The following is a 22,762-nucleotide window of genomic DNA, read 5'->3' on the forward strand; positions in this document are numbered from 1 at the left end:
GATGGATCAATCGCTGATCGACCGCATTGTCGAGGGTGCCCTGCTGGCCTCCAGCCAGCCGCTCACCCTGGCCCAGCTGAAGGACCTGTTCCCGGAAGAGGAACCGGCACCGCCGGGCAGCATCGAACGGGCGCTGGAACGCCTGCGGGAAGCCTGCGCAGGCCGCGGCGTGGAACTGGTCGAAGTCGCCTCCGGCTTCCGCTACCAGGTGACCGGCGAAGTGCATGGCTGGATCAGCCGGTTGTGGACCGAACGCAAGACCCGCTACACCCGCGCCACCCTGGAAACCCTGGCGCTGATCGCCTACCGGCAGCCGATCACCCGCGGCGAGATCGAGCAGGTGCGTGGCGTGGCGGTCAGCAGCAACATCATCCAGGCGCTGGAAGAGCGCGAGTGGATCCGCGTGGTCGGCCACCGCGACGTACCCGGCAAGCCGGCCCTGTTCGGCACCACCAAGGGCTTCCTGGACTACTTCGGCCTGAAGCGCCTGGACGAACTGCCGCCGTTGTCTGAACTGAAGGACCTGGGCGAGCTGGACCCCCAGCTGGCCCTGGACCGCGACGTACCGGCCGCCGCCGGTGCTGACGGTCCGGACATCTCGGCCGGCGCCGATGGCGCTGCCGCAAACGATGATGCTGGCAGTGCCGGCAGTGACACCCCCGATTCCGCCGATGCAGCCCCTGCCTCGGCCTCCGATGAGCAAGCACCTTCGCCCTTCGATGATGGGCATCCCGATTCCGCGCCGGGCGAGCGCGCGGTGACCCTGAACGAACGCGAAGACAACGCCGTCGCGATGACGACCGTGGCTGTTGACCAAGCCGATTCCGAACCAGAGGCCGACCTCGAAACCGTCGGCCGGAGCAAAACTGATGAGTGACACCCCTCGTAACAAGCTCTCGCTGAAGCGCGAAGCCACCTCCGAACAGTTCAAGCTGGAAGAGCGCCTGCACAAGGTGCTGGCGCAGGCCGGCCTTGGCTCGCGTCGTGCGCTGGAACAGCGCATCGCCGAAGGCCTGGTCAAGGTCAATGGTGAAGTCGCGCAGACCGGCATGTCGGTCAAGAGCGGCGACAAGATCGAGCTGGACGGCCGCGGCTTCGTCGCCACCGCCCTGGCCGAACCCTCGCGCGTGCTGGTCTACAACAAGCCGGAAGGCGAAGTGACCACCCGCGAAGACCCCGAAGGCCGACCGACCGTATTCGAATCGCTGCCGCCGCTGAAGGGCGCGCGCTGGATCGCGATCGGCCGCCTCGACATCAACACCACCGGCCTGCTGCTGGCCACCACCGACGGTGAGCTGGCCAACGCCATGATGCACCCGTCGTTCGAGGTCGAGCGCGAGTACGTGGTGCGCGTGCGCGCCCCGGAAGGCGAGGAAAAGGTCTCCGACGCCATCGTCGACCGCCTCTCCCGCGGCGTTGCGCTGGAAGACGGCCCGGCCAAGTTCGACGAGATCGAGCGCATCGGCGGCACGGATTCGCACGACTGGTTCCGCGTCGTGGTGAAGGAAGGCCGCAACCGCGAAGTGCGCCGCCTGTGGGAATCGCAGGGCTGCCAGGTCAGCCGCCTGAAGCGCACCCGCTACGGCAAGGTCAGCCTGCCGCGCGAACTGGCCCGCGGCCATTCGGTGGAACTGGGTACCGCCCAGGTGGAAGCCCTGCGCGCGCAGCTGAAGCTGGAAGAAGGCGCGCCGTCGGCGCTGACCCTGCAGCCGGTGATCGGCCAGCGCCGCGCCGCCAAGACCACCGTGCGCGTGCGCGAGGGTGGCCGTGGCAATGCCTACGTCAACGGCCACAACACCGCTGATGAAGGCCGCGAGCTGCGTCGCTTCGACAACGTGCGCGAAGATCGCGGCCGTGGTCGCGGCGGCAAGGGCGGCGGTTTCAAGGGCGGCCTGACGGTCAGCGGTGAAGCCGCGGCCAAGCAGTCGCAGAAGCCGTTCAAGCAGCGCGCGCAGAAGAACGACCGTTCGCTGCCGGAAGGCAATCCGGCGGCGTTCCGCACCTGGTACGTGCCGGATGGCGTGAGCACCGGCCCGAGCGGCCATCGCAACGCTGGTCCGGGCGCACGTGGCCCGGGTGCCCGTGGTCCGGGTGCAGGCGGCCAGGGCCGTCCATACGGCAAGCCGAAGGGTCCGGGCGCAGGCGCCGGTGGCGGCCAGGGCCGTGGCGGTTTCGGTGGTGAAGGCCGTGGCGGCGCAGGCGGCCAGGGTCGTCCGGCCGGCGCGGGCAACCGCTCGCAGGGCCAGGGCAACAAGCACCCGTACGGCCATCCGGGCAATGCCCCCAGCTTCCCGTCCGACCACGCGACCCCGGGCTTCAACCCGTATGGCAGCCCGAAGCCGGCACACGGTGCCCGTCCCGGCGGCCGTGGTCCGGGCGGCGGCAACCGTGGCCCGGGCGGTAACCGTGGTCCCGGTGGTCCGGGTGGCAACCGTGGCCCGGGTGGCCCCGGCGGCAACCGTGGTCCGGGCGGCCCGCGCCGCAGCGGCCCGCGCGGCGGCTGATCGCCGATACGCTTGAAATGAGAAACCCCGGCTCCGGCCGGGGTTTTTCGTTAGTGCGCGCCGAACGGCAAAAGCGACTTAATTCCCTCCGTCCCCTTTTCGCGGGTTCAGCGGCGCCGGATCACGAACGAGGAACCGTCCACGCCCAGGTCCCAGCCACGGCCGCTACCGGCCAGTGCCAGCGACACGTCGCCCTTGGTCATCGCCACGGCGCCACCGGAGCGGATCGCGCCGGCGTGCGCCCCCAGCGCCACGTACTTGCCGAGCAGGTCGTCCAGCGAATAGGCACCGGTGAAGCGGCCCTTGCCGTCGACGATCTTCGATTTGCCAACGGTCAGGCCACCGCCGGTGACCTTGATGCGCACCGGAATGCGCGCGCCGTTGGTGCACTGGATGGTGCCGGTGCCCGAGGCGGTCTTGTAGAACAGCGACCAGCCGGACAGGTTGTAGCGCAGGTCGCAGTCGATGTTGCCGGCCGCCTGCGCTGCAGGAGCGGTCAGCGCGGTGGCGAGCAGGCCCAGGGCCAGCAGCAGGGGGAACTTCATGGTGTCATCCGGTGGGAAAAGGCGGCGCTCAGGCGCGCTCGTCCAGGTGGAAGGCATCGGCATCGAGCATCGCCGGGAAGCGTGCGCGGTGCGCGGCCAGCGCCTCGGCCGAGATCGTGGTGGTCACCACCTGCTCGCGTTCGCGGATTTCGACCTGCGGCTGGCCGAGGAAATCGATCACGGCGCTGTCGCCGGCGTAATGCAACTGGTTGCCGTCCACGCCGATGCGATTGACCGCCGCCACGAAGCACAGGTTCTCGATGGCCCGCGCGCGCAGCAGCGTCTTCCACGCGTAGGCACGCGCCGACGGCCAGTTGGCGACGAAGACCTGCAGGTCGAAGTCCAGCTGCCCGGGGCGCTCGACGTCGTAGCGGTTGCGGCAGAACACCGGGAAGCGCAGGTCGTAGCAGACCTGCGGATTGATCCGCCAGCCCTTCCACTCCACGCTCAGGCGCTCGCGGCCGGCGGCATAGCGCTCGTGTTCACCGCCGTAACGGAACAGATGACGCTTGTCGTAGTACTGCAGTGCACCGTCCGGCGTGGCAAACAGCAGGCGGTTGTAGACACCCTCGCCCTCACGCAGCTGCACGCTGCCGATCACCGCCGCGTTCAACGCCTTGGCCTGCTCACGCACCCAGGCCACGGTCGGGCCATCCATGCCTTCGGCCTGGGCGATGGCCTCGTTGGAGAAGCCGCTGGTGAAAGTCTCCGGCAGGACCACCAGGTCGGTGGTGCCTGCCAGCGGCGCCAGCAACGCACCGTAATAGGCACGGTTGCCAGCCGGGTCGTGCCAGCGGGTATCGCCCTGGACGAGGGAAATGCGCAGGTCCTGCATGTTCAGCTCTCCACTCACAGCAGGCGCAGGCGTTCGATCGCCGCGTCCATCGTCGCTTCATTCTTGGCGAAGCACAGCCGTACCAGGCGCTGGCCGGCCGGCGGGTTCTCGTAGAACGGCGACAGCGGAATGGCGGTGACGCCCTTCTCGATGGTCAGCCACTTCACGAACTCATGGTCCGGCAGGTCGCTGATGGCCGAGTAATCGACCAGCTGGAAATAGCCGCCCGGCACCGGCAGCGCCTTCAGCCGGGTGCCGGCCAGCTGCTCGCGGAAGCGATCGCGCTTGGCCTGGTAGAACGCGCCCAGCTCCAGGTGATGCTCGGGCTCGTCACGGATCATCGCGGCGAAACCGTACTGTGCCGGGCCGAAGCTGGTGAAGGTGTTGTACTGGTGCACCTTGCGGAACTCGGCGGTCAACGCCGGCGGCGCGATCGCATAACCGATCTTCCAGCCGGTGCAATGGTAAGTCTTGCCGAAGCTGGAGATCACGAACGCACGCTCGCGCAGTTCCGGGTAGCGCAGCGCCGATTCGTGGCGGCGACCGTCATAGATGATGTGCTCGTACACCTCATCGGAGATCAGGTAGATCTGCGTGCCGCGCAGCAGCTCGGCCAGCGCCTGCATGTCCTGCGCCGACAGCATCGCGCCGGACGGGTTGTGCGGGGTGTTGACGATCAGCATGCGGGTGCGCGGGGTGATCGCCGCACGCACGCGGTCCCAATCGACGGCGAAGGTCTGCGGGTCCAGCGACACATGCACGGCCTTGGCGCCGGCCAGGTCGATCGCCGGCTCGTAGCAGTCGTAGGCCGGGTCGAGCACGATCACTTCCTCGCCGGCACGCACCACGGCGTGGATGGCATTGAAGATGGCCTCGGTGCCGCCGCTGGTGACGGTGATCTCGCTGTCGGCATCCACCTGCGCGCCGTAGCAGTCCAGCGCCTTCTGCGCGATGGCCTGGCGCAGCGGCGCCACGCCGGTCATCGGCGGGTACTGGTTCAGCCCGGCGGCCATCGCCCTGGCGGTTTCATCAATCAGGCGCTGCGGTGCGGAAAAGTCCGGGAAGCCCTGGCCGAGGTTGACCGCGCCGTGTTCGGCGGCGAGCTGGGACATCACGGTGAAGATCGTGGTACCGACCTTGGGCAGCTTGGTGTTCGGTTGCATCGGCCTGGGGAATGGGAGGAGAGAGATTCCTGAGTTTACGCAATCCGCGCTGCGGTAGTGCCGGCCGCTGGCCGGCAACCCCAGCTGGCAGATGGCGAATTGCCGGCCAGCGGCCGGCACTACCACGGGCATTCGCCGCTACAATTGCCGCCGCACTCCGGCATGAAGATCCCTGCCCCTTGAACACCCCTGCATTGCTGGCCGCCAGCGGCCTGAGCTTCTCCCGCAATGACGAGCCCGTGTTCGGCCCGCTGGATTTCCACGTGGACGCCGGCGAAGCCCTGTTGGTGCAGGGCGGCAATGGCGCCGGCAAGACCACCCTGCTGCGCGTGCTGGCCGGCCTGGCCCGGCCCGGTGCCGGCCAGGTGCGGATCGACGGCAAGCCGGCCAGCACTGCCGAGCGCGCGCGCTATGTCGCCTACCTCAGCCACCTGCCGGCCTTGAAGCCGGACCTCGATACGCTGGAGAACCTGCACTTCCTGTGTGGCCTGCACGGCCGCCGTGCACGGCAGATGCCCGGCAACGCGCTGGCCATCGTCGGCCTGGCCGGCTACGAGGACACCCTGGTCCGTCACCTGTCCGCCGGGCAGAAGCGGCGGTTGGCGCTCGCGCGCATCTGGCTGTCGCCGGCACCGCTGTGGCTGCTCGACGAACCTTACGCCAACCTCGACCTGGAGGGCATCACCCTGGTCAACCGGATGATCTCGGCGCATCTGCGCGCCGGTGGCGCGGCGCTGGTCACCACCCACGGCGCCTATGCCGCGCCGCCCGTGCGCACCCGCCAGCTCGACCTCGGCGGTGCCGCATGATCGCGCCCGGCACCGAACCAGGCCTGTGGCAGACCGCGGGCGCCCTGCTCAAGCGCGACCTGCGCCTGCTCTGGCGCCGTCGCGGCGATGCACTGCAGCCGCTGTTGTTTGCCGTGCTGGTGGTGGTGTTGTTCGCATTGGCCCAGGGCCGCGAGCCGCAACTGCTGGCCGCCACCGCCGGTGCGGTGCTGTGGCTGGCGGTGCTGCTGGCCGGCCAGCTGTCGCTGGATTCGCTGTTCCGTTCCGATGCCGAAGACGGCTCGCTGGAGCAATGGCTGCTGGCGCCGGTACCGTTGGCGTGGCTGGTGCTGGTGCGCGTGCTGCTGCATTGGGCCACCACCGCGCTGCCGTTGATCGTGGTCAGCCCGTTGCTGGCGGAAATGCTGCATCTGCCGCATGACCAGCTGCCGATGTTGCTGGCATCGTTGCTGCTGGGAACGCCGTTGCTGAGCCTGATCGGTGGCGTGGTCGCCGCGCTGACCGTAGGCATCCGACGCTCTGGTATTCTCGTGGCGTTGCTGTCGTTGCCGCTGTACGTGCCGGTGCTGGTGTTCGGCGCAGGCAGCCTGGCGGCAGCCGGACGCGGACAGGATCCGGTCGGTGCGCTGCTGATGCTGGGCGCCGGCCTGCTGGTCGCGCTGGTGCTGGCTCCGCTGGCCACCGCTGCTGCAATACGTATTTCTCTGAGTTGACCGAGCTGAGAGCCAATCCACCCCTGCTGGATAGCCGCCACGCATGAATCCGATTGTCCGCTGGTTCCACCAACTCGGTTCGCCCCCCACGTTCGACCGATTCGCTGCCCGCTGGTCGCGGGTGTTCTATCTCGCCGCGGTTCCGGTGCTGCTGGTCGGCATGTGGCAAGCGCTGCTGGTGGTGCCGCCGGAAGCCAAGCAGTTGGACAGCTTCCGCATCCTCTACATCCACGTGCCCAGTGCCTGGATGAGCCTGTTCGTGTTCGCGCTGATGGCGCTGTATGCCGCTATTGCCCTGATCTGGCGGATCAAGGTCTGCGAGATCCTGGCCATGGCCTGCGCACCGATGGGCGCCGGCTTTACCCTGATCACCCTGCTGACCGGCAGCATCTGGGGCAAGGGCACCTGGGGCACCTGGTGGGACTGGGACCCGCGCATGACCAGCGAGCTGGTGCTGCTGTTCCTGTACCTGGGCGTGATCGGCCTGTACCACGCCATCGAGGACCGCCGCAGCGCCGCACGCGCGGCCGGCCTGCTGGCCATCGTCGGCGTCAGCCTGCTGCCGGTGATCCGCTATTCAGTGGACTGGTGGGGCGGCCTGCACCAGCGCCAGTCGATCAACGTGTTCGGTGAATCGGCGATCAGCAGCGCGATGATCGCGCCGCTGTGGTGGATGGTGATCGGCACCAAGTTCTGGTTCGCCGGTTCGGTACTGGCCAAGGCGCGCGCCGACAACCTCGACCGCGAGGCCGGCAAGGCCTGGGTCGGCGGTCGCGTCGATGCCACGCGCCCGTCCCGGGAGGCCCAGCCATGACCCACCTGCCCTATGTGATCGGCGCCTATGCGGTGTTCGTGCTGGTGCTTGGCGCCGATGCCATCGGCTCGTGGCTGCGCCTGCGCGTGGCGCGCCGGTTGGCCCTGGCCCGGCAGCAGCGCCAGCAGACCCGTGCCGGCCGGCAGGATGCGGCCGCGCCGCTGTCGACGGAGCTGGAACGATGACCCCGGTTCAGCGTCGCCGCCTGGTGTGGGTATTGCTGGCCCTGCTAGCCTCCGGCCTGGCCACCGCGCTGGTGGCGATGGCGCTGGAGCGCAACATCGCCTACCTGTACACGCCCGCCGAAGTGCTGCGTGGCGATGTCGATGCGCAGTCGCGCTTCCGCCTCGGTGGCATGGTGGTGAAAGGCTCCTTCAATCGCCCGGTCGGCTCGCTGGAGGCGCGCTTCGAGGTGACCGACGGCGATGCACAGCTGCCGGTGACGACCTCGCGGATCCTGCCGGACATGTTTGCCGAGGGCACCGCAGTGGTTGCCAGTGGCCGCCTGCAGGACGGCGTCTTCGTCGCCGACGAAGTGCTGGCCAAGCACGATGAGAAGTACGTGCCGAAGGAAGTGGCCGACAAGATGGGCGATGCCCATCGCAAGCACGACGTGCCGGTGACGGCACCCGAGGTGCGCTGAGTGCTGCCCGAACTGGGTCAGATCCTGCTGTTGTGCGCGTTGCTGGCCTCGCTGCTGCAGGCTGGCCTGCCGCTGGTCGGCGCGCATCGCAACAACCCGGCCTGGATGGCGGTGGCGCGACCGGCCGCCTTCGCCCAGCTGCTGCTGGTCGCCGGCGCGTTCGCGGTGCTCACCGCCGCATTCGTGCAGCAGGATTTCTCGGTGCGCTACGTGGCCGAGAACTCCAATTCGCTGCTGCCGATGATCTACCGCTATTCGGCGGTGTGGGGTGCGCACGAAGGCTCGCTGCTGATGTGGGCACTGGTACTGGCGCTATGGACCGGCGCAGTGGCGGCGTTCTCGCGGCACCTGCCGGCACCGGTGCAGGCGCGCGTACTGGCGGTGATGGGTGTGGTCAGTGTCGGCTTCCTCGCCTTCCTGATCTTCACCTCCAATCCGTTCCTGCGCCTGAATCCGGCGCCGCTGGAAGGCCGCGACCTCAATCCGCTGCTGCAGGACCCGGGGCTGATCATCCATCCGCCGATGCTGTACCTGGGCTACGTCGGCTTCGCGGTACCGTTCGCGTTCGCGGTGGCGGCGCTGCTGGAAGGCCGCGTCGACGCGCGCTGGCTGCGCTGGACGCGGCCCTGGACCAACGTCGCCTGGGGTTTCCTGACCCTGGGCATCGCGCTCGGCAGCTGGTGGGCCTATTACGAGCTGGGCTGGGGCGGCTGGTGGTTCTGGGACCCGGTGGAGAACGCCAGCTTCATGCCGTGGCTGGTTGGTGCGGCACTGATCCACTCGCAGGCGGTAACTGAGAAGCGCGGCACCTTCGGCAGCTGGACCCTGCTGCTGGCGATCGCCGCCTTCGCACTGTCCCTGCTGGGGACCTTCCTGGTGCGCTCCGGCGTACTGACCAGCGTGCATTCGTTCGCCGCCGATCCTTCGCGCGGCCTGTTCATCCTGGTGTTCCTGTCAGTGCTGGTCGGTGGCAGCCTGCTGCTGTATGCGCTGCGCGCCAGCCAGCTGAGCGTGGACGCCGACGATCCGCGCCGTGGCTTCACCGCCACCTCGCGCGAAACCCTGCTGCTGGCCAACAACCTGCTGCTGGCCACCGCCTGCGCGATGGTGCTGCTGGGCACGCTGTACCCGCTGCTGGCCGATGCGCTGTCGCTGGGCAAGATCTCGGTCGGCCCGCCCTACTTCGGCAGCCTGTTCCTGCTGCTGATGGCACCGATGATCCTGCTGCTGCCGTTCGGCCCACTGGTGAAGTGGCAGCGCGACCAGCCCTCGCGTGCCTTCGCGCTGCTGGCACCGTGGCTGGCACTGGCCATCGTGCTCGGCGCACTGGCCTGGTGGCAGGCGCCGCAGAACGGCTGGAAGGCGGGCATCGGCGTGGCCGCGGCGGCCTGGGTCGGGTTCGGTACCGCGCGTTTCGTCTGGCAGCGGCTGCGCGGCAACGGCCGCTTCACCGCCGAGATGCTCGGCATGATCGTCGCCCATGCCGGCATCGCGGTGTTCCTGGCCGGCGCGTTGCTGGTGGAAGCGCTGAACGTGCAACGCGAGGTGGCGCTGGCGCCCGGCCAGCAGCTGGTGGTCGGCCGCCATGAGGTGCGCTTCGAAGGCGTGGACCATCGCGAAGGCCCCAATTTCATCGCCGACCGCGGCCACCTGCGGGTGTTCCGCAACGGCCGCGAGCTGGCGTTGCTGCATCCGGAGAAGCGCCAGTACGCCAGTGGCGGCCAGGTGATGACCGAGGCCGGCATCGATGCACGCTTCGACGGTGATGTCTACGTGGCATTGGGCGAGCCGCTGGGCAACAATGCATGGGCGGTACGGGTACACATCAAGCCGTTCGTGCGCTGGATCTGGCTGGGCGCGCTGCTGATGGCCCTGGGCGGATTCATCACCGCCGCCGACCGCCGTTTCCGTCGTCCGTAGGAGTTCCCATGTCCGAGTCCCCCGCCCCGCGCCCCTCCCGCCCGCTGCCGCCGGTAGCCATCGTGATCGGCGTACTGTTCTTCTTCGGCCTGCTCGGGCTGATGATCTACGGGGTGATGAAATCGGGCGATCCGCAGCGCGACGTGCTGCCCTCGGCCCTGATCGACAAGCCGGCGCCGGCGTTTGCACTGCCGGTGCTGCATGACCCGGAAATGATCGTGCACAGCGACGACCTGCGCGGCGCGCCCTACCTGCTGAACGTGTGGGGCAGCTGGTGCGCGGCCTGCCGTGAGGAACACCCGGTGCTGACCCGCTTCGCCGAGAGCAAGCGCGTGCGCGTGATCGGCTACAACTGGAAGGACGATCCGACCGACGCGCTGCACTGGCTGGAACAGCTGGGCAATCCCTTCATGGTCGTGCTCAGCGACGTTGAAGGCCGCACCGCGATCGACTGGGGCGTGACCGCTGCACCGGAAACTTTCCTGGTCGACGGCAGCGGCATCGTGCGCTGGAAGTACAGCGGCGCAATGACCCAGCGCGTGGTGGACGAGAAACTGATCCCGGCGCTGGAAAAGATCGAGAAGGCCCAGGGCAGTGCCGGCAGCGCGCTGCACACGGCGCCCTGAGCCCATGCGCTGGCTGCTGACGCTGCTGCTTCTGCTGCCGCTGGCCGCGCTGGCCCAGCAGCCGCTGCACGATCCGCAGCCCCTGCAGTTCCGCGATGACGCCGAGGAGCGTCGCTTCCATGACCTGGCCGCGCAGCTGCGCTGCGTGCAGTGCCAGAACCAGTCGCTGGCTGATTCCAACGCGCAGATCGCGCAGGACCTGCGCCGCGAGGTGCTGCAGCTGATGCAGCAGGGCCACGACGACGCGCAGATCAAGCAGTTCCTGGTGGCCCGATACGGTGAGTTCGTGCTGTACCAGCCACCGTTGCAGCCGGGCACCTGGCTGCTGTGGGGCGGTCCGCTGCTGGTGCTGGGGGCCGGTGCGCTGGTGGTGTTCGGCATCGTCCGGCGGCGTGGCCGCACGGTTGCCGCCACGCCGGCCAGCCAGGCCGACGAAGGAGAGGGATGGTGAGTCATTGGCTGCCGGTGCTGGCCGGTCTGGTTGCCGCATTGATGGCGGCGCTGGTGCTGTGGCCCCTGCGCCACCGCGGCCGCAGAGGTTTCGCCGTGGGCGTGCTGGCACTCGGTGTGGCCGGCGCCTGCCTGTACCTGCTGGTGGGTGACCCGCGCGCCGCGCAGGTACAGCCGGCGCCGTCGGTCGCGACGCTGCGCGATGGCGTACAGGCGTTGCAGGATGCACTCAAGCGCGACCCGCAGCGGGCCGATGGCTGGGCGCTGCTGGGCCGTTCGCAGGCAGAGCTGGGCAATGCCGTCGCCGCCGCAGACGCCTTTGCACGTGCTGCCGCGCTGGCTCCGGACGACCCTGGCGTGCTGGTGGAAGCCGCACAGGCACGTGCCCAGGCCGACGCCAGCAAGCAGTTCGATGACACTGCAATCGCCTGGTTGCAGCAGGCACGCACGCTGGCCCCGGACGCCGAGCGCGCCAGCTGGCTGCTGGGCATCGCGCTGCGCCAGCGCGGCCGGAACGCCGAGGCCGCCGATGTCTGGAGCGGCCTGCTGCCGCGGCTGGAGCCGGGCGCTGCGCAGGCACTGCAGGCACAGATCGCCATCGCACGCGAGGCAGCAGGCCAGGCGCCCGATGCACCGGCGGTAGCGCCACCGGCGTTGCTGCAGGTACGCGTGCACTTGCCTGCGTTGCAGGGCTCGGAGTGGCCGCCCAGCACCCAGGTGTTCGTGCTGGCCCGCGCAGTGGGCGGACCGCCGATGCCGGTGGCCGCGCGCAAACTCCCGTTGGCGGACTTCCCGGCCACGGTCGGGCTGGGCGACGGCGACAGCCCGATGCCGACCGCGCCGCTGTCGGCACATCGCGAAGTGGAAGTGCTGGCACGCATTTCACGCAGTGGCAGCGCCAACCGCAGCGAAGACGACCTGCAGAGCACACCGGTGAAGGTGAGCCTGCCACATGAGGGCGTGGTGGAACTGCGGTTCCCGTAACACACCCCCGGTAGTGCCGGCCGCTGGCCGGCACCCCCATGAATGTTGATGCGCCCGCATGGTTGCCGGTCAGCGGCCGGCACTACCGGGCGCATCGTCGATGGAAACCAGCGTGTCGCCAGCTCCACATGCAGCCCCGCTAGAATGCCTGCATGACCGAATTCATCCCGCCCGGCACCCGCTTCCACGCCCTGCCCTCGCCGTTCCCGTTCAAGCGCGGTGGCGCACTGCATGGCGCACGCGTAGCCTACGAAACCTGGGGAACACTGGCCGCCGATGCCAGCAACGCGATCCTGATCGTGACCGGCCTGTCACCGGACGCGCATGCGGCGGCCAACGACGCCAACCCGGCACCGGGCTGGTGGGAAGCGATGGTCGGGCCAGGCAAGCCGATCGATACCGATCGCTGGTTCGTGGTGTGCGTGAACTCGCTGGGCAGCTGCAAGGGCTCGACCGGTCCGGCCTCGCTCAACCCCGCTACCGGTGAACCCTACCGCCTCGATTTCCCCGAGCTGTCGATCGAAGACGGCGCGCGCGCTGCCATCGAGGTGGTGCGCGCGCTGGGCATCGCGCAGCTGGCCTGCGTGGTCGGCAACTCGATGGGCGGCATGACCGCGCTGGCGGTGCTGATGCTGCACCCGGGCATCGCGCGCAGCCATGTCAACATCTCCGGCAGCGCGCAGGCATTGCCGTTCTCGATCGCGATCCGCTCGCTGCAGCGCGAGGCGATCCGCCTCGACCCGCGCTGGAACGGCGGCCACTACGACGATGCCGAGTATCCCGAGTCGGGCATGCGCATGGCGCGCAAGCTGGGCGTCATCACCTATCGCTCGGCACTGGAATGGGATGGTCGCTTCGGCCGCGTGCGGCTGGATTCGGACCAGGCCGACGATGATCCGTTCGGCCTTGAATTCCAGGTGGAAAGTTACCTGGAAGGCCACGCGCGGCGCTTCGTGCGCTTCTTCGATCCGAACTGCTACCTCTACCTGAGCCGCTCGATGGACTGGTTCGATCTGGCCGAGTACGCCGATGGCGATGTGCTGGCCGGCCTGGCGAAGATCCGGGTGGAAAAGGCGCTGGCGATCGGCGCCAACACCGACATCCTGTTCCCGGTGCAGCAGCAGCAACAGGTCGCCGACGGCCTGCGTGCCGGCGGCGCCGATGCGCAGTTCATCGGCCTGGATTCACCGCAGGGCCACGATGCGTTCCTTGTTGATTTCGAGCGTTTCGGCCCGGCCGTGCGCGGCTTCCTCGACGCGCTGTAAGTGGCGTGGCGGCGCAATCTCGGGCTCGCCGCCTTCGGTGCGCTGATCGCGCTGATGGTCAGCGGCGTGCTGCCGCTGTGGCTGGGCGGCTGGTGCCTGCTGGCCAGCGTGGTGTCGTTCGGGCTGTATGGCCACGACAAGCGTGCGGCGCAGCGAAAGCAATCGCGCATTCCCGAGCGCACCCTGCAGCTGCTGGCCTTCGCCGGGGGCTGGCCAGGCGCGCTGCTGGGCCAGGCCGTGTTCCGTCACAAGCACCGCAAGGCCGCGTTCCAGTGGGTGTTCTGGCTGTGCGTGCTGGCCAACGTGGCCTCGATTGCGGTGATGCTGCGCGAGTTCTCGCGGTAACGCTCGCAATCGGTAGTGCCGGGCGCTGGCCGGCAATCATGGGGTTGCCGGCCAGCGGCCGGCACTACCATTCACGGTTCGCGCAACAACACCCCATCACGCAACCGGTACTGCGCATCGACCACGCCGTCGGGCAGATCATCGTGGGTGATCATCAGCAGGCTGCGACCGTCCAGCAGTCCGGACAGGTCCTGCAGCAGCGCGCGTGCGGTATCCACGTCCAGCCCCTCGGTCGGTTCGTCCAGCAACAGGATCGGCGCTTTGCGCAACAGCGCGCGCGCCAGTGCCAGGCGCCGTGCCTGCCCGGCCGACATCGTCGCACCGTTCTCACCGACCCAGGCCTGCAGGCCGCCATTGCGCTCGGCCCATTCGGCCAGGCGTACCCGGCGTAGTACTGCCCACAGCTCGACGTCGTTGGCGTCGGGATCACCCAGCCGCAGGTTCTCGGCCACCGTGCCGGCAAACACCGGCGCGTTCTGCGGCAGCCACGCCAGCTGCCGATGCCACTCGGCCTGGGCGAAATCGCGCAGGTCGCGGCCGCCGTAGGTGATTCGCCCCTGCTGCGGATCCCACAGCCGCAGCAGCAGGCTGGACAAGGTGGTTTTGCCGCTGCCGCTGTCGCCGCGGATCGCGATGCGCTCGCCCGGTGCCAGGGTCAGCTGCAGGCCGGACAGCACCGGCCGCGCCGCGCCCGGCCACTGGAAATGGACATCATCCCAATGCACGCGCGCCGCCTGTGGTACAGCGTGCGGCGTCGACGGATCCTCCACCGTCGGCGACTGCTCGACGATGGCCTGCAAGCGATCGGCGGCGATGCGCCCGGACTGCAGCGACTGCCAGGCCAGGCCCATGCCCGCCCACAACTCGATCAACGCCACGGTGAGGAACACCAGGCCGGCGGCCATTTCCGGCGCGATGCGCTGCTGTTCGGCCGCATGCAGGGCCAATGCCAGCATCGCCACCAGGCCGAGCCCTGCCACCAGGCCATGCAGGGTCGAGCCTGCAATCAGGCGCCAGCGCCGGCGACGGTCGCGCGAGGCCAGCTGCTTGGCCGCTACCCGCACCTTCAACTGCCACGCCGCATCGGCATGCAGCGCGGCCAGATCCCCGGCCCCTTCCAGTCCTTCGAATGCAGCGGTGCGCAACGCGGCGCGATGCGCGGCGCGGTCGGCTTCTTCATCATCGCGACCCCGCACGCCCAGCCACGGCACACCGACGGCGATCAGCAATGCCAGCACCGCCAGCAGCACGGCCGCCGACGGCAGGATCAGCGCCGCTGAAACCACCGCGACCAGCGACAACGCACCCAGCGCCACCAAGGGCCCTATGGCACGCACCAGCAGGCCATCCACCTCACCGATATCACCGAGCAGGCGTGCCAGCAGGTCGCCGGTACGCGTGGCCCCCAACCGCGCCGGCGCCAGTGGCAGCGCGCGACGGAAGAACCACACGCGCAGGTCGCGGGCAATGCGCAGGGTGGCATCGTGGCCGACCAGTTTCTCGAAATAGCGCGACACGATGCGCGCCATGGTCAGGCCACGGATGCCGGCCGAGGGCGAGAAGAAATTGAAACCCTGGCCCAGCCCGGCCGCACCGGCCAACGCGGCCGCGGTGAGGAAGCCACCGGACAGGCCCAGCAGCGCGGTACCAGCCAGCATCGTCGTCCACAGCAGCAGCATCGTCAGCAACAGGCGCGGACGATGGCGCAGGAACACTGCACGCAGTGAATCGGGTGACCGGCTCATGCGCGCACCGCCTGTGCCGGTTCGACCAGGCGGCCTTCCGGCAACAGCAGGCAACGATCAGCCCACGCGATCACCGCCGGGCTGTGGGTGGCGACCACTACGCTGCGGCCCCGCGCATACGCGGCCAGGCTGCGCAGCAGGGCCGCCTCGGTCTCTGCATCGAGGAAGGCGGTGGGTTCATCCAGCAGCAGCACCTGCGGGTCACGCAGCAGCAGGCGCGCCAGGCCGATGCGGCGCGCTTCACCACCGGACAGGCCGAAGCCGCGCTCGCCGATCACCGTGTCCAGCCCGTGCGGCAGTCGTTGCGCGAACTGCAGCACCTGCGCCGCCTCGGCCACCGCACGCAGCCGTGCATCACCGGCGCCGGGGTCGGCCAGCCGCAGGTTGTCGGCAATGCTGCCGTGGAACAGGTAGGGACGCTGGCTGGCATAGGCCACCTGCACGCCGGGGCGCAGCTGCAACTTGCCGGCGCGTGGCGGCAACCAGCCGGCCAGCGCTTCCAGCAACGTGCTCTTGCCAGACCCGCTGGGGCCCACCAGGGCCAGCCGCTGGCCCGGTTCCAGCAGTACATCCAGATCCTGCAGCACATCGTGCGGTGCGCCCAGCGGACGCAGCACCAGCCCCTGCGCGCGCAGCGGCGGCAAGGCGGCCTCGGCCGGCTCCACCGCCAGCGCGGCGCCCTCGTTGTCGAGCAGGCCCTGTTCGTCGGGCAGCGACTGCAGCAGGCGCTCCACTTCTGCGGCCGCCGCCAGGGCGTTGGCACGGTCGTGGTAGTGCGCGGCCAAGCGCCGCAGTGGTGCGTAGAACTCCGGGGCCAGCAGCAGGCAGAACAGGCCGGCGCCCAGCGTCGGCACCGCTGCATGCAAAGACATCATGCCGAGGTAGCTCAGGCCCAGGTACAGCGCAACCATCGCCACGCTCACCGAGGCGAAGAATTCCAGCACCGTGGATGACAGGAACGCGATCCGCAGCACCTTCAGCGTGCGCAGGCGCACGCCTTCGGCGGCGGCCTCCACGCCAGCCAGTTCGGCTTCGCCACGGCCGTACAGGCGCAGCAGGCCCAGGCCCTTGATGCGATCGGCGAAGTGGCCGCTCATCCGCGCCAGTTCCCCCAGCTGGGCGCGACCGGCCGCTTCAGCGCCCCACCCCACCAGCATCATGAAGAACGGCACCAGCGGCGCGGTGAACAACAGGATCAGCGCCACCACCCAGTCGACCCAGGCCACGGCGGCCAGGATCAGCAGCGGCACCACCACCACCTCGGTGCGTACCGGCAGGAAGCCACTGTAATAATTCTCGATCGCATCACCGTGATGCAGCACCAGTTCGCCCAGCTCGCCGGTGCGGCGCTGGCGCAGCCACAGCGGACCATGGCCCAGCAGGCGCGCGAACACACGTTCGCGCAGTGCCAGCCGCGCGGCATCGGCCACATCGCCGGCCGCGGCCTGGGTGGCGCTGCCCAGCAGCGTGCGCAGCACCAGGATCAGCGCCAGTCCGCCCAGCACCGGCAGGCCCGATGCCAGCGGCGCCCGTTCCACCAGCACCTGCTGCACCAACCAGGCAATGGCGGCGGCCTGGCCGATCAGCAGCGCCCCGGACAGGCTGATGCACAGCGCCGCCAGGCGCTGGCGGCCCCGGGCGGGCCGCGCCAGATCGGCCAGCCATGCAGTGCGGGCGCGCCGCTGGCGGGTCGTTTCGGCTTCCTGGGAAAGGCCGTCGGGGGTTGTTTCGGCAGCGCTCAAGAGGTCTTCACGGGCAGCGGGGGAGACACGGCATTGTAGGCGCAGGCAGTAGCCGGCCCCTGCGGCCGGCAGTCGCAGTCTTCATCAGGTTGGCATACGATCAACCGGGTCACCTGTTCATACATTGATCTGGATCAAGGCTGTTTGAAGTAGTCGGTCACATCATTCACGTCGTAGACCACCCTTCCCGCCACCTGCAACGGCACTATCCAACGAGGTAGCCAGGCCATGATTGATCAGACAGTCGTAGAACTGTCGCGGCTGCAATTCGCGCTGACCGCGATGTACCACTTCCTATTCGTACCGCTCACCCTCGGCCTGTCCTTCATGGTGGCCATCATGGAGAGCGTGTACGTGATGACCGGCAAGGAGATCTGGCGCAGGATGACCCTGTTCTGGGGCGTCCTGTTCGGCATCAACTTCGCCATGGGCGTCGCCACCGGCATCGTGATGGAATTCCAGTTCGGCATGAACTGGTCCTACTACAGCCACTACGTGGGTGACATCTTCGGTGCGCCGCTGGCCATCGAAGGCCTGATGGCGTTCTTCCTGGAAGCCACCTTCGTCGGCCTGTTCTTCTTTGGCTGGAACCGCCTGAGCAAGGTCAAGCACCTGATGGTGACCTGGCTGATGGCGCTGGGCACCAACCTGTCGGCGATCTGGATCCTGATCGCCAACGGCTGGATGCAGAACCCGACCGGTGCGGTGTTCAATCCGGAAACCATGCGCATGGAGGTCGTTGACTTCATGGCGGTGGTGTTCAACCCGGTGGCACAGGCCAAGTTCGTGCACACCGTCAGCGCCGGTTACGTGACCGGTGCGGTGTTCGTGATGGCGATCAGCGCCCTGTTCCTGCTGCGCAACAAGCACAAGGACCTGGCCCGTCGCTCGTTCGCGGTGGCCGCAGCGTTCGGCCTGCTGTCCTCGCTGTCGGTGGTGGTGCTGGGTGACGAGAGCGGTTACGCCGCCAGCGAACACCAGAAGATGAAGCTGGCCGCGATCGAAGCGATGTGGGAGACCGAGCGTGCGCCGGCCGACTTCACCGCCTTCGGCATCCCGAACCAGCAGACCCACCAGAACGACTACGCGGTGAAGATCCCGTACCTGATGGGCCTGATCGCCACCCGCTCGTTGAACCAGCCGATTCCGGGCATTCTGGAACTGGTCGAGCGTGCCGAGCACCGCGTGCGCGGCGGCCAGCTGGCCTACGGCGCACTGGAACGCCTGCGCGCCAACAAGAACGACGTGGAAGCGCGCGAGATGTTCGATCGCCACTGGCAGGACCTGGGCCACGGCCTGCTGCTCAAGCGCTACCGCGATGACATCCTCAACGCCACCCCGCAGGAGATCTCGCAGGCGGCGATGGACACCGTGCCGCGCGTGATGCCGCTGTTCTGGACCTTCCGCGTGATGGCCGGGCTCGGCTTCTACCTGATCGCCTTCTTCGCGCTGGCCTTCTACTACTCGTGCCGCAACAACTTCCAGGACAAGCGCTGGTTCCTGAAGGTGGCCCTGTGGACGCTGCCGGCGCCGTGGATCGCCATCGAGTGTGGCTGGTTCGTGGCCGAGTACGGTCGCCAGCCGTGGGCGGTCGATGGCGTGCTGCCGACCTTCTACGCAGCATCGGGCCTGGCCCTGCACGAAATCGTGCTGACCCTGGCCGGTTTCACCGCGATCTACACCGCGCTGATCGTGGTCGAGATCAAGCTGATGCTCAAGGCGATCCGCAAGGGTCCGGACGAGGTGCTGCCGTCGCTGCAGTCGCCCCAGCCGCATGCTTCCCACAATGCCTCGGCGCCGGCCGCCGGCCAGGCCTGAGGCAGGAGAACCAAGATGGATTTCATTCTTCTGGACTACACCACGCTGCGCGTGATCTGGTGGCTGCTGCTCGGCATCCTGCTGATCGGCTTCGCCGTGATGGATGGTTTCGACCTGGGCGTGGGCACGCTGCTGCCCTTCGTCGCCCGCAACGACGCCGAGCGCCGGCTGGTGATCAACACCATCGGCCCGGTCTGGGAAGGCAACCAGGTGTGGCTGGTGCTCGGTGGCGGTGCGATCTTCGCCGCCTGGCCGCCGCTGTATGCGGTCAGCTTCTCCGGGTTCTACCTGGCGATGTTCGTGATCCTGTTCGCGCTGATCCTGCGTCCGGTCGGTTTCAAGTTCCGCAGCAAGATGCCCAGCGAACGCTGGCGCAACACCTGGGACTGGGCGCTGTTCATCGGCGGCTTCATCCCGGCGCTGATCATGGGCGTGGCGGTGGGCAACGTGGTGCTGGGCGTGCCGTTCCACTTCGATGACAGCATGCGCATCTTCTACACCGGCTCGTTCTTCGGCCTGCTGATGCCCTTCGCGCTGCTGGCCGGCCTGCTCAGCGTGTCGATGCTGGTCGCGCACGGTGCCGCCATGCTGGTGATCAAGACCGACGGCCCGGTGGCCGAACGTGCGGCCCGCTTCGGCAGCATCGCGGCGATCATCGCCTTCGTGCTGTTCGCGGTCGGCGGTGCCTGGGTGGCCTTCGGCCTGCCGGGTTACCAGATCACCTCGCAGGTGGTCACCGATGGCGCCACCAACCCGCTGCTGAAGACCGCCGAACTCGGCGCCGCCGGTGGCTGGATGCGCAACTACAGCGCGATGCCGGCCACGATCCTGGCCCCGCTGCTCGGCCTGGCCGGACTGCTGGCCAGTGCGGTACTGCTGCGTGCCCGTCGCGGCGGCCTGGCCTTCATCGCCTCGGGTGCAGCGATCGCCGGCATCATCCTGACCGTCGGCTTTGCCATCTTCCCGTTCCTGCTGCCGTCCTCGAGCCAGCCCACCTCCAGCCTGACCGTGTGGGATGCCTCGTCCAGCCACCTGACCCTGTGGATCATGCTGCTGGCTACGGCGGTGTTCCTGCCGATCATCCTCGCCTACACCACCTGGGTGTACCGCGTGCTGAAGGGCAAGACCACCAGCGAAGAGATGGGCAACAACCCGAACGCTTACTGATGGCCGGTGTGCCGGCCCACGGCCGGCACATCCCCTGGACAAAGGAGATTGATCATGTGGTATTTCGCCTGGATTCTCGGTGCCGGCCTCGCCTCGACGGTGGCCATCCTCAACGGCATGTGGTTCGAAGCCCGCGAGCAGAACCGTATCGAGAAGGAAAATCGTCACTGAGTCGTAAAAAAACCTTGCCGCCTTGGCCTTCACACGGTATCTTAGGCGGCTCCTTCGGGGTGTAGCTCAGTCTGGTAGAGCGCTACGTTCGGGACGTAGAGGTCGCAGGTTCGAATCCTGTCTCCCCGACCACTCATGTGGTCGCATTGAAGCCTGGTGAAGTCGTCCAGGCTTTTTTTGTTCCCTGAAGTGGCACTGCTTCAGCAGTGTGAAGAAAACAGCATTTACCCCTTGCCGCCATCGGGGTAGATCGCTAGAATAGGCGGCTCCCTTCGGGGTGTAGCTCAGTCTGGTAGAGCGCTACGTTCGGGACGTAGAGGTCGCAGGTTCGAATCCTGTCTCCCCGACCACTTCGGTGGTCACCAAGAAGCCTGGAAGACGACAGTCCTCCGGGTTTTTTTGTGCCTGGCGCCCCGGCAACTGCCAGTGAATGGCAGCAACGGGACAAGGCAGCCGCCCTGCCCCGCCACACGGCCCGGAGTCAGCAGGGCCGCACGTTAAGGCCGGCATACAGGCCCAGCGCGCGACTGGCCTGGATCAGACCCTCGATCACGTGGTCGCCCACATCCTGGTCCGGCCCGCCATCCTGCCGCGCCCGCTCGGCAGCCAGCAGAATGGCATGTACGGTGCGCAGCCCGGCCAATGCGCAATCGGCATCGGCCAGGGCCATGCAACGGCCGGGATTGAGCTGGCGTTCGGGCCAGGGCCGTCCATCGGATGCGCCCCCGCTGTCGATGCCACACAACTGCGCGACGAAGGTGATGGGCTCGCCTGCCACATCGGCATTGGCCGGCGCGTGACCGGTAGGCGGGAAGGAAGAATCAGACGTCTTCATGGGCATTCTCCATGCAAGGAACACGGTGATGCCGCCGAACAAGGGCGGCGGGCGATACGTGGCTGCAAAAACCCGGCTTCAGCGTTCGGGCGGATGTGCTCGCGCACACCCCCACGCACCGCCCGCCATGGAACGCGGACGGAATGCCAGCCGGCGCCGCGTGAAGCGACGCCGGCTGGCAAGCGTAAAACACGCTGAAGCTCGGGTTTGCAGTCCCGGCCACCCTTTTCCGGTGGCATGCGAAGGTGTAAACGCCAACGTACGATGTGCCAATGGGCAAACGCGCCACTGCAACAATTCGTACGATTCGCGACATTGTTGCACAGCCCCTGCGGACGTCCAGAACCTAGGGGCGCAATGGCTTGGCAGGTGTTAAGCCGCAGGCGCCGTTGTGCCGCGCGGCAGGATGGGGATCGTGCGGATTACGTCACCCTGCGCGCGGCGGAGGCGCTTCGCGTGGGTGCGGGCCGGTCGTGGCTGTGCTCAGCCCTTTAAGTGAGGATCTGTCACCGGCAACAGATCGTAGCTGGCCAGATCCATTTCAACGCGGTGCACCTTATCCACCTGCGCGTCGTCGGTGGGATCAAACACGCCCGGCACCGAGACGATCACCGTACCCAGGCCATCGACCGGGTGGACGGCATGCGCGTCGCGGATCTGCGCGTGGCTGATCTGGGCAGGCACGAAGCCCATCCAGCCAAAGAATTCCCGGTGTTGATACAGGCGGCGGTCTATTTGATAGTCCACCAACCCTGTCTCCGGCGTCCTCGCCTTAACATCAACATTCGCAAATACAGGATTAAGCTTCTCAACGAGAATCATGAGTGACTGAAGCATAAGGCCCGGAAAACCTTTACCAAATTCCTCAAGCCCACCCATTCTGATTCGATGAAAGCCCGTCATTGGATTTACATCCAGGACAACAAGCCCTGGGTTCCTCCAATCACGGCTTCTTGCCACATTGGATATCATCAGAGATGCTCCAAGGTTCCGGAAATCGCCTAGATCCCTGCGAGTTTTCTCAACATCCGTCTCCATCACCTTCAAAACGGCGTCGCGCTCTTCCAGCGACACAACCTTCTCCCGCGGACCTCCAGGCATCGTGTACCACTGTCTCATCTGCGCATGCAGAGGACTTAATTCTCCCACGATACTGTCGACAAGCTCGGCAACTTCAAGAGGCGACCTGCTTACAGGACGGGATTTGAGGCAGGCTTGCACATCGATAATCAACTCGCTTCTCCCGGATAAGGTTGATACTTGCAGATGAGTGGATCCAACCCTGCAAATCGAGTAGCTGCCGCCATTGTTCGCGCCTGCATGAAAAACCACGAAAGTTTTGCCTGACGTCCTGCAATGGATATTGCCGCCTTCTGCCTGGCCATCTGGGCGTTCCAAGGAAGAAAGATGCTCTTCTCGACGAAGTGATACTTCGGATTGTTATCGGCATCCAGAAAGTGCTCATACCTCCCCTTAGCCTCCACCACTGTGCAGTGCTTCAACCAGAACCCATCAAACTCACAGGCGTTGAAGTGCCACTCCTGCACGGTACGGGAGAAGCCCTTCCGGTGCAGATAATCAAACAACGTATCCACTGAGAAGAACGTCCGCGCCGGATCGGCCTTGTCCGCCACCATGAATCCAAAGCGCAGCGGTGCCGAGCGCAGGTTGGCGATGTACAGCTGGTAC

The 22,762-nt window shown here is 67.4% G+C and carries 24 protein-coding genes and 2 tRNA genes; 18 read left to right on the forward strand and 8 right to left on the reverse strand.

From position 1 onward, the window contains the following. The first annotated feature begins 1 nt into the window (after position 1). Together scpB and AC5P7U_RS10425 are read left to right on the forward strand one after the other, a co-directional pair. A complete protein-coding gene (scpB, locus tag AC5P7U_RS10420) occupies positions 2 to 877 on the forward strand; it encodes an SMC-Scp complex subunit ScpB (protein WP_006456458.1) in 876 nt (291 codons plus the stop codon). After that, positions 870 to 2,504: a pseudouridine synthase gene (locus tag AC5P7U_RS10425; RefSeq protein WP_164241226.1), complete on the forward strand. Its 1,635-nt coding sequence runs from the start codon at positions 870 to 872 to the stop codon at positions 2,502 to 2,504. Before scpB ends, AC5P7U_RS10425 begins: the two co-directional genes overlap by 8 nt. Positions 2,505 to 2,611: 107 nt before the next feature. Here AC5P7U_RS10425 and AC5P7U_RS10430 read toward each other — a convergent pair whose 3' ends face one another. From AC5P7U_RS10430 to AC5P7U_RS10440, 3 genes are read right to left on the reverse strand one after another with little or no spacing between them, the layout of a single operon-like run. Beyond that, on the reverse strand, positions 2,612 to 3,049 hold the full coding sequence (locus AC5P7U_RS10430; RefSeq protein ID WP_197564172.1) for a hypothetical protein: 438 nt from the start codon (positions 3,047 to 3,049) through the stop codon (positions 2,612 to 2,614). 28 nt (positions 3,050 to 3,077) lie between these two features. Continuing rightward, positions 3,078 to 3,884 (reverse strand): amidohydrolase, encoded by an 807-nt coding sequence (locus AC5P7U_RS10435; RefSeq protein ID WP_495221056.1) that lies wholly within the window; start codon positions 3,882 to 3,884, stop codon positions 3,078 to 3,080. Between the two features lie 14 nt (positions 3,885 to 3,898). Next, a complete protein-coding gene (locus AC5P7U_RS10440) occupies positions 3,899 to 5,047 on the reverse strand; it encodes a pyridoxal phosphate-dependent aminotransferase (RefSeq protein WP_005410338.1) in 1,149 nt (382 codons plus the stop codon). An 11-nt stretch (positions 5,048 to 5,058) separates the two neighbouring features. Here AC5P7U_RS10440 and ccmA point away from each other — a divergent pair, with 11 nt between their 5' ends. From ccmA to AC5P7U_RS10495, 11 genes are all read left to right on the forward strand, one after another. Next, on the forward strand, positions 5,059 to 5,856 hold the full coding sequence (ccmA, locus tag AC5P7U_RS10445) for a heme ABC exporter ATP-binding protein CcmA (protein ID WP_006456614.1): 798 nt from the start codon (positions 5,059 to 5,061) through the stop codon (positions 5,854 to 5,856). Beyond that, positions 5,853 to 6,548, forward strand: coding sequence for a heme exporter protein CcmB (gene ccmB / locus AC5P7U_RS10450; protein ID WP_006456616.1), 696 nt, complete (start codon positions 5,853 to 5,855; stop codon positions 6,546 to 6,548). Before ccmA ends, ccmB begins: the two co-directional genes overlap by 4 nt. Positions 6,549 to 6,591: 43 nt before the next feature. After that, positions 6,592 to 7,362 carry a heme ABC transporter permease CcmC gene (ccmC, locus tag AC5P7U_RS10455; RefSeq protein WP_006456618.1) on the forward strand — a complete coding sequence of 257 codons (771 nt, stop codon included), beginning with the start codon at positions 6,592 to 6,594 and terminating at the stop codon, positions 7,360 to 7,362. Continuing rightward, a complete protein-coding gene (ccmD, locus tag AC5P7U_RS10460) occupies positions 7,359 to 7,547 on the forward strand; it encodes a heme exporter protein CcmD (protein WP_005410342.1) in 189 nt (62 codons plus the stop codon). The genes ccmC and ccmD overlap by 4 nt, the downstream gene beginning before the upstream one ends. After that, complete coding sequence (gene ccmE / locus AC5P7U_RS10465; protein WP_006456687.1) at positions 7,544 to 8,005, forward strand: cytochrome c maturation protein CcmE; 462 nt, start codon at positions 7,544 to 7,546, stop codon at positions 8,003 to 8,005. The genes ccmD and ccmE overlap by 4 nt, the downstream gene beginning before the upstream one ends. Beyond that, positions 8,006 to 9,925 carry a heme lyase CcmF/NrfE family subunit gene (locus tag AC5P7U_RS10470; protein ID WP_197565043.1) on the forward strand — a complete coding sequence of 640 codons (1,920 nt, stop codon included), beginning with the start codon at positions 8,006 to 8,008 and terminating at the stop codon, positions 9,923 to 9,925. An 8-nt stretch (positions 9,926 to 9,933) separates the two neighbouring features. Further along, complete coding sequence (locus AC5P7U_RS10475; protein ID WP_197565042.1) at positions 9,934 to 10,551, forward strand: DsbE family thiol:disulfide interchange protein; 618 nt, start codon at positions 9,934 to 9,936, stop codon at positions 10,549 to 10,551. Positions 10,552 to 10,555: 4 nt separating this feature from the next. Beyond that, positions 10,556 to 11,002: a cytochrome c-type biogenesis protein gene (locus tag AC5P7U_RS10480; RefSeq protein ID WP_495221057.1), complete on the forward strand. Its 447-nt coding sequence runs from the start codon at positions 10,556 to 10,558 to the stop codon at positions 11,000 to 11,002. Then, on the forward strand, positions 10,996 to 11,985 hold the full coding sequence (locus AC5P7U_RS10485; protein ID WP_495221058.1) for a tetratricopeptide repeat protein: 990 nt from the start codon (positions 10,996 to 10,998) through the stop codon (positions 11,983 to 11,985). The genes AC5P7U_RS10480 and AC5P7U_RS10485 overlap by 7 nt, the downstream gene beginning before the upstream one ends. Positions 11,986 to 12,137: 152 nt before the next feature. After that, positions 12,138 to 13,250 carry a homoserine O-acetyltransferase MetX gene (gene metX, locus AC5P7U_RS10490; RefSeq protein WP_006456888.1) on the forward strand — a complete coding sequence of 371 codons (1,113 nt, stop codon included), beginning with the start codon at positions 12,138 to 12,140 and terminating at the stop codon, positions 13,248 to 13,250. After that, on the forward strand, positions 13,251 to 13,595 hold the full coding sequence (locus AC5P7U_RS10495; protein WP_308309669.1) for a DUF1294 domain-containing protein: 345 nt from the start codon (positions 13,251 to 13,253) through the stop codon (positions 13,593 to 13,595). It abuts the gene before it with no gap. Between the two features lie 71 nt (positions 13,596 to 13,666). Here the strand turns inward: AC5P7U_RS10495 and cydC are convergent, their stop codons facing one another. Beyond that, positions 13,667 to 15,340: a thiol reductant ABC exporter subunit CydC gene (gene cydC, locus AC5P7U_RS10500; RefSeq protein WP_197565065.1), complete on the reverse strand. Its 1,674-nt coding sequence runs from the start codon at positions 15,338 to 15,340 to the stop codon at positions 13,667 to 13,669. Then, positions 15,337 to 17,082: a thiol reductant ABC exporter subunit CydD gene (cydD, locus tag AC5P7U_RS10505; RefSeq protein ID WP_495221059.1), complete on the reverse strand. Its 1,746-nt coding sequence runs from the start codon at positions 17,080 to 17,082 to the stop codon at positions 15,337 to 15,339. Before cydD ends, cydC begins: the two co-directional genes overlap by 4 nt. A gap of 228 nt (positions 17,083 to 17,310) precedes the next feature. Between cydD and AC5P7U_RS10510 the strand changes: the two genes are divergently transcribed. From AC5P7U_RS10510 to AC5P7U_RS10530, 5 genes are all read left to right on the forward strand, one after another. Continuing rightward, the gene (locus AC5P7U_RS10510) at positions 17,311 to 18,900 is read left to right on the forward strand and encodes a cytochrome ubiquinol oxidase subunit I (RefSeq protein WP_006457005.1); all 1,590 of its coding nucleotides are present in this window, start codon (positions 17,311 to 17,313) and stop codon (positions 18,898 to 18,900) included. A 15-nt stretch (positions 18,901 to 18,915) separates the two neighbouring features. Further along, the gene (gene cydB / locus AC5P7U_RS10515; protein ID WP_006457007.1) at positions 18,916 to 20,067 is read left to right on the forward strand and encodes a cytochrome d ubiquinol oxidase subunit II; all 1,152 of its coding nucleotides are present in this window, start codon (positions 18,916 to 18,918) and stop codon (positions 20,065 to 20,067) included. 54 nt (positions 20,068 to 20,121) lie between these two features. Continuing rightward, entirely contained in the window at positions 20,122 to 20,238 is a 117-nt protein-coding gene (gene cydX / locus AC5P7U_RS10520; RefSeq protein ID WP_008268311.1) for a cytochrome bd-I oxidase subunit CydX, read from the forward strand. Between the two features lie 55 nt (positions 20,239 to 20,293). After that, positions 20,294 to 20,370 (forward strand) — tRNA-Pro (locus tag AC5P7U_RS10525). Between the two features lie 141 nt (positions 20,371 to 20,511). Beyond that, positions 20,512 to 20,588 (forward strand) — tRNA-Pro (locus AC5P7U_RS10530). 131 nt (positions 20,589 to 20,719) lie between these two features. Here AC5P7U_RS10530 and AC5P7U_RS10535 read toward each other — a convergent pair. The 3 genes from AC5P7U_RS10535 to AC5P7U_RS10545 all read right to left on the reverse strand — a co-directional run. Continuing rightward, positions 20,720 to 21,073 (reverse strand): hypothetical protein, encoded by a 354-nt coding sequence (locus AC5P7U_RS10535; protein WP_197564299.1) that lies wholly within the window; start codon positions 21,071 to 21,073, stop codon positions 20,720 to 20,722. 483 nt (positions 21,074 to 21,556) lie between these two features. After that, a complete protein-coding gene (locus AC5P7U_RS10540; protein WP_197564300.1) occupies positions 21,557 to 22,306 on the reverse strand; it encodes an Imm52 family immunity protein in 750 nt (249 codons plus the stop codon). Then, a partial coding sequence (locus AC5P7U_RS10545) for a Tox-REase-5 domain-containing protein (protein WP_495221060.1) occupies positions 22,303 to 22,762 on the reverse strand: 460 nt, incomplete at its 5' end. The genes AC5P7U_RS10545 and AC5P7U_RS10540, both read right to left, overlap by 4 nt.

The organism is Stenotrophomonas sp. YJH_SMC_57, assembly GCF_059369755.1.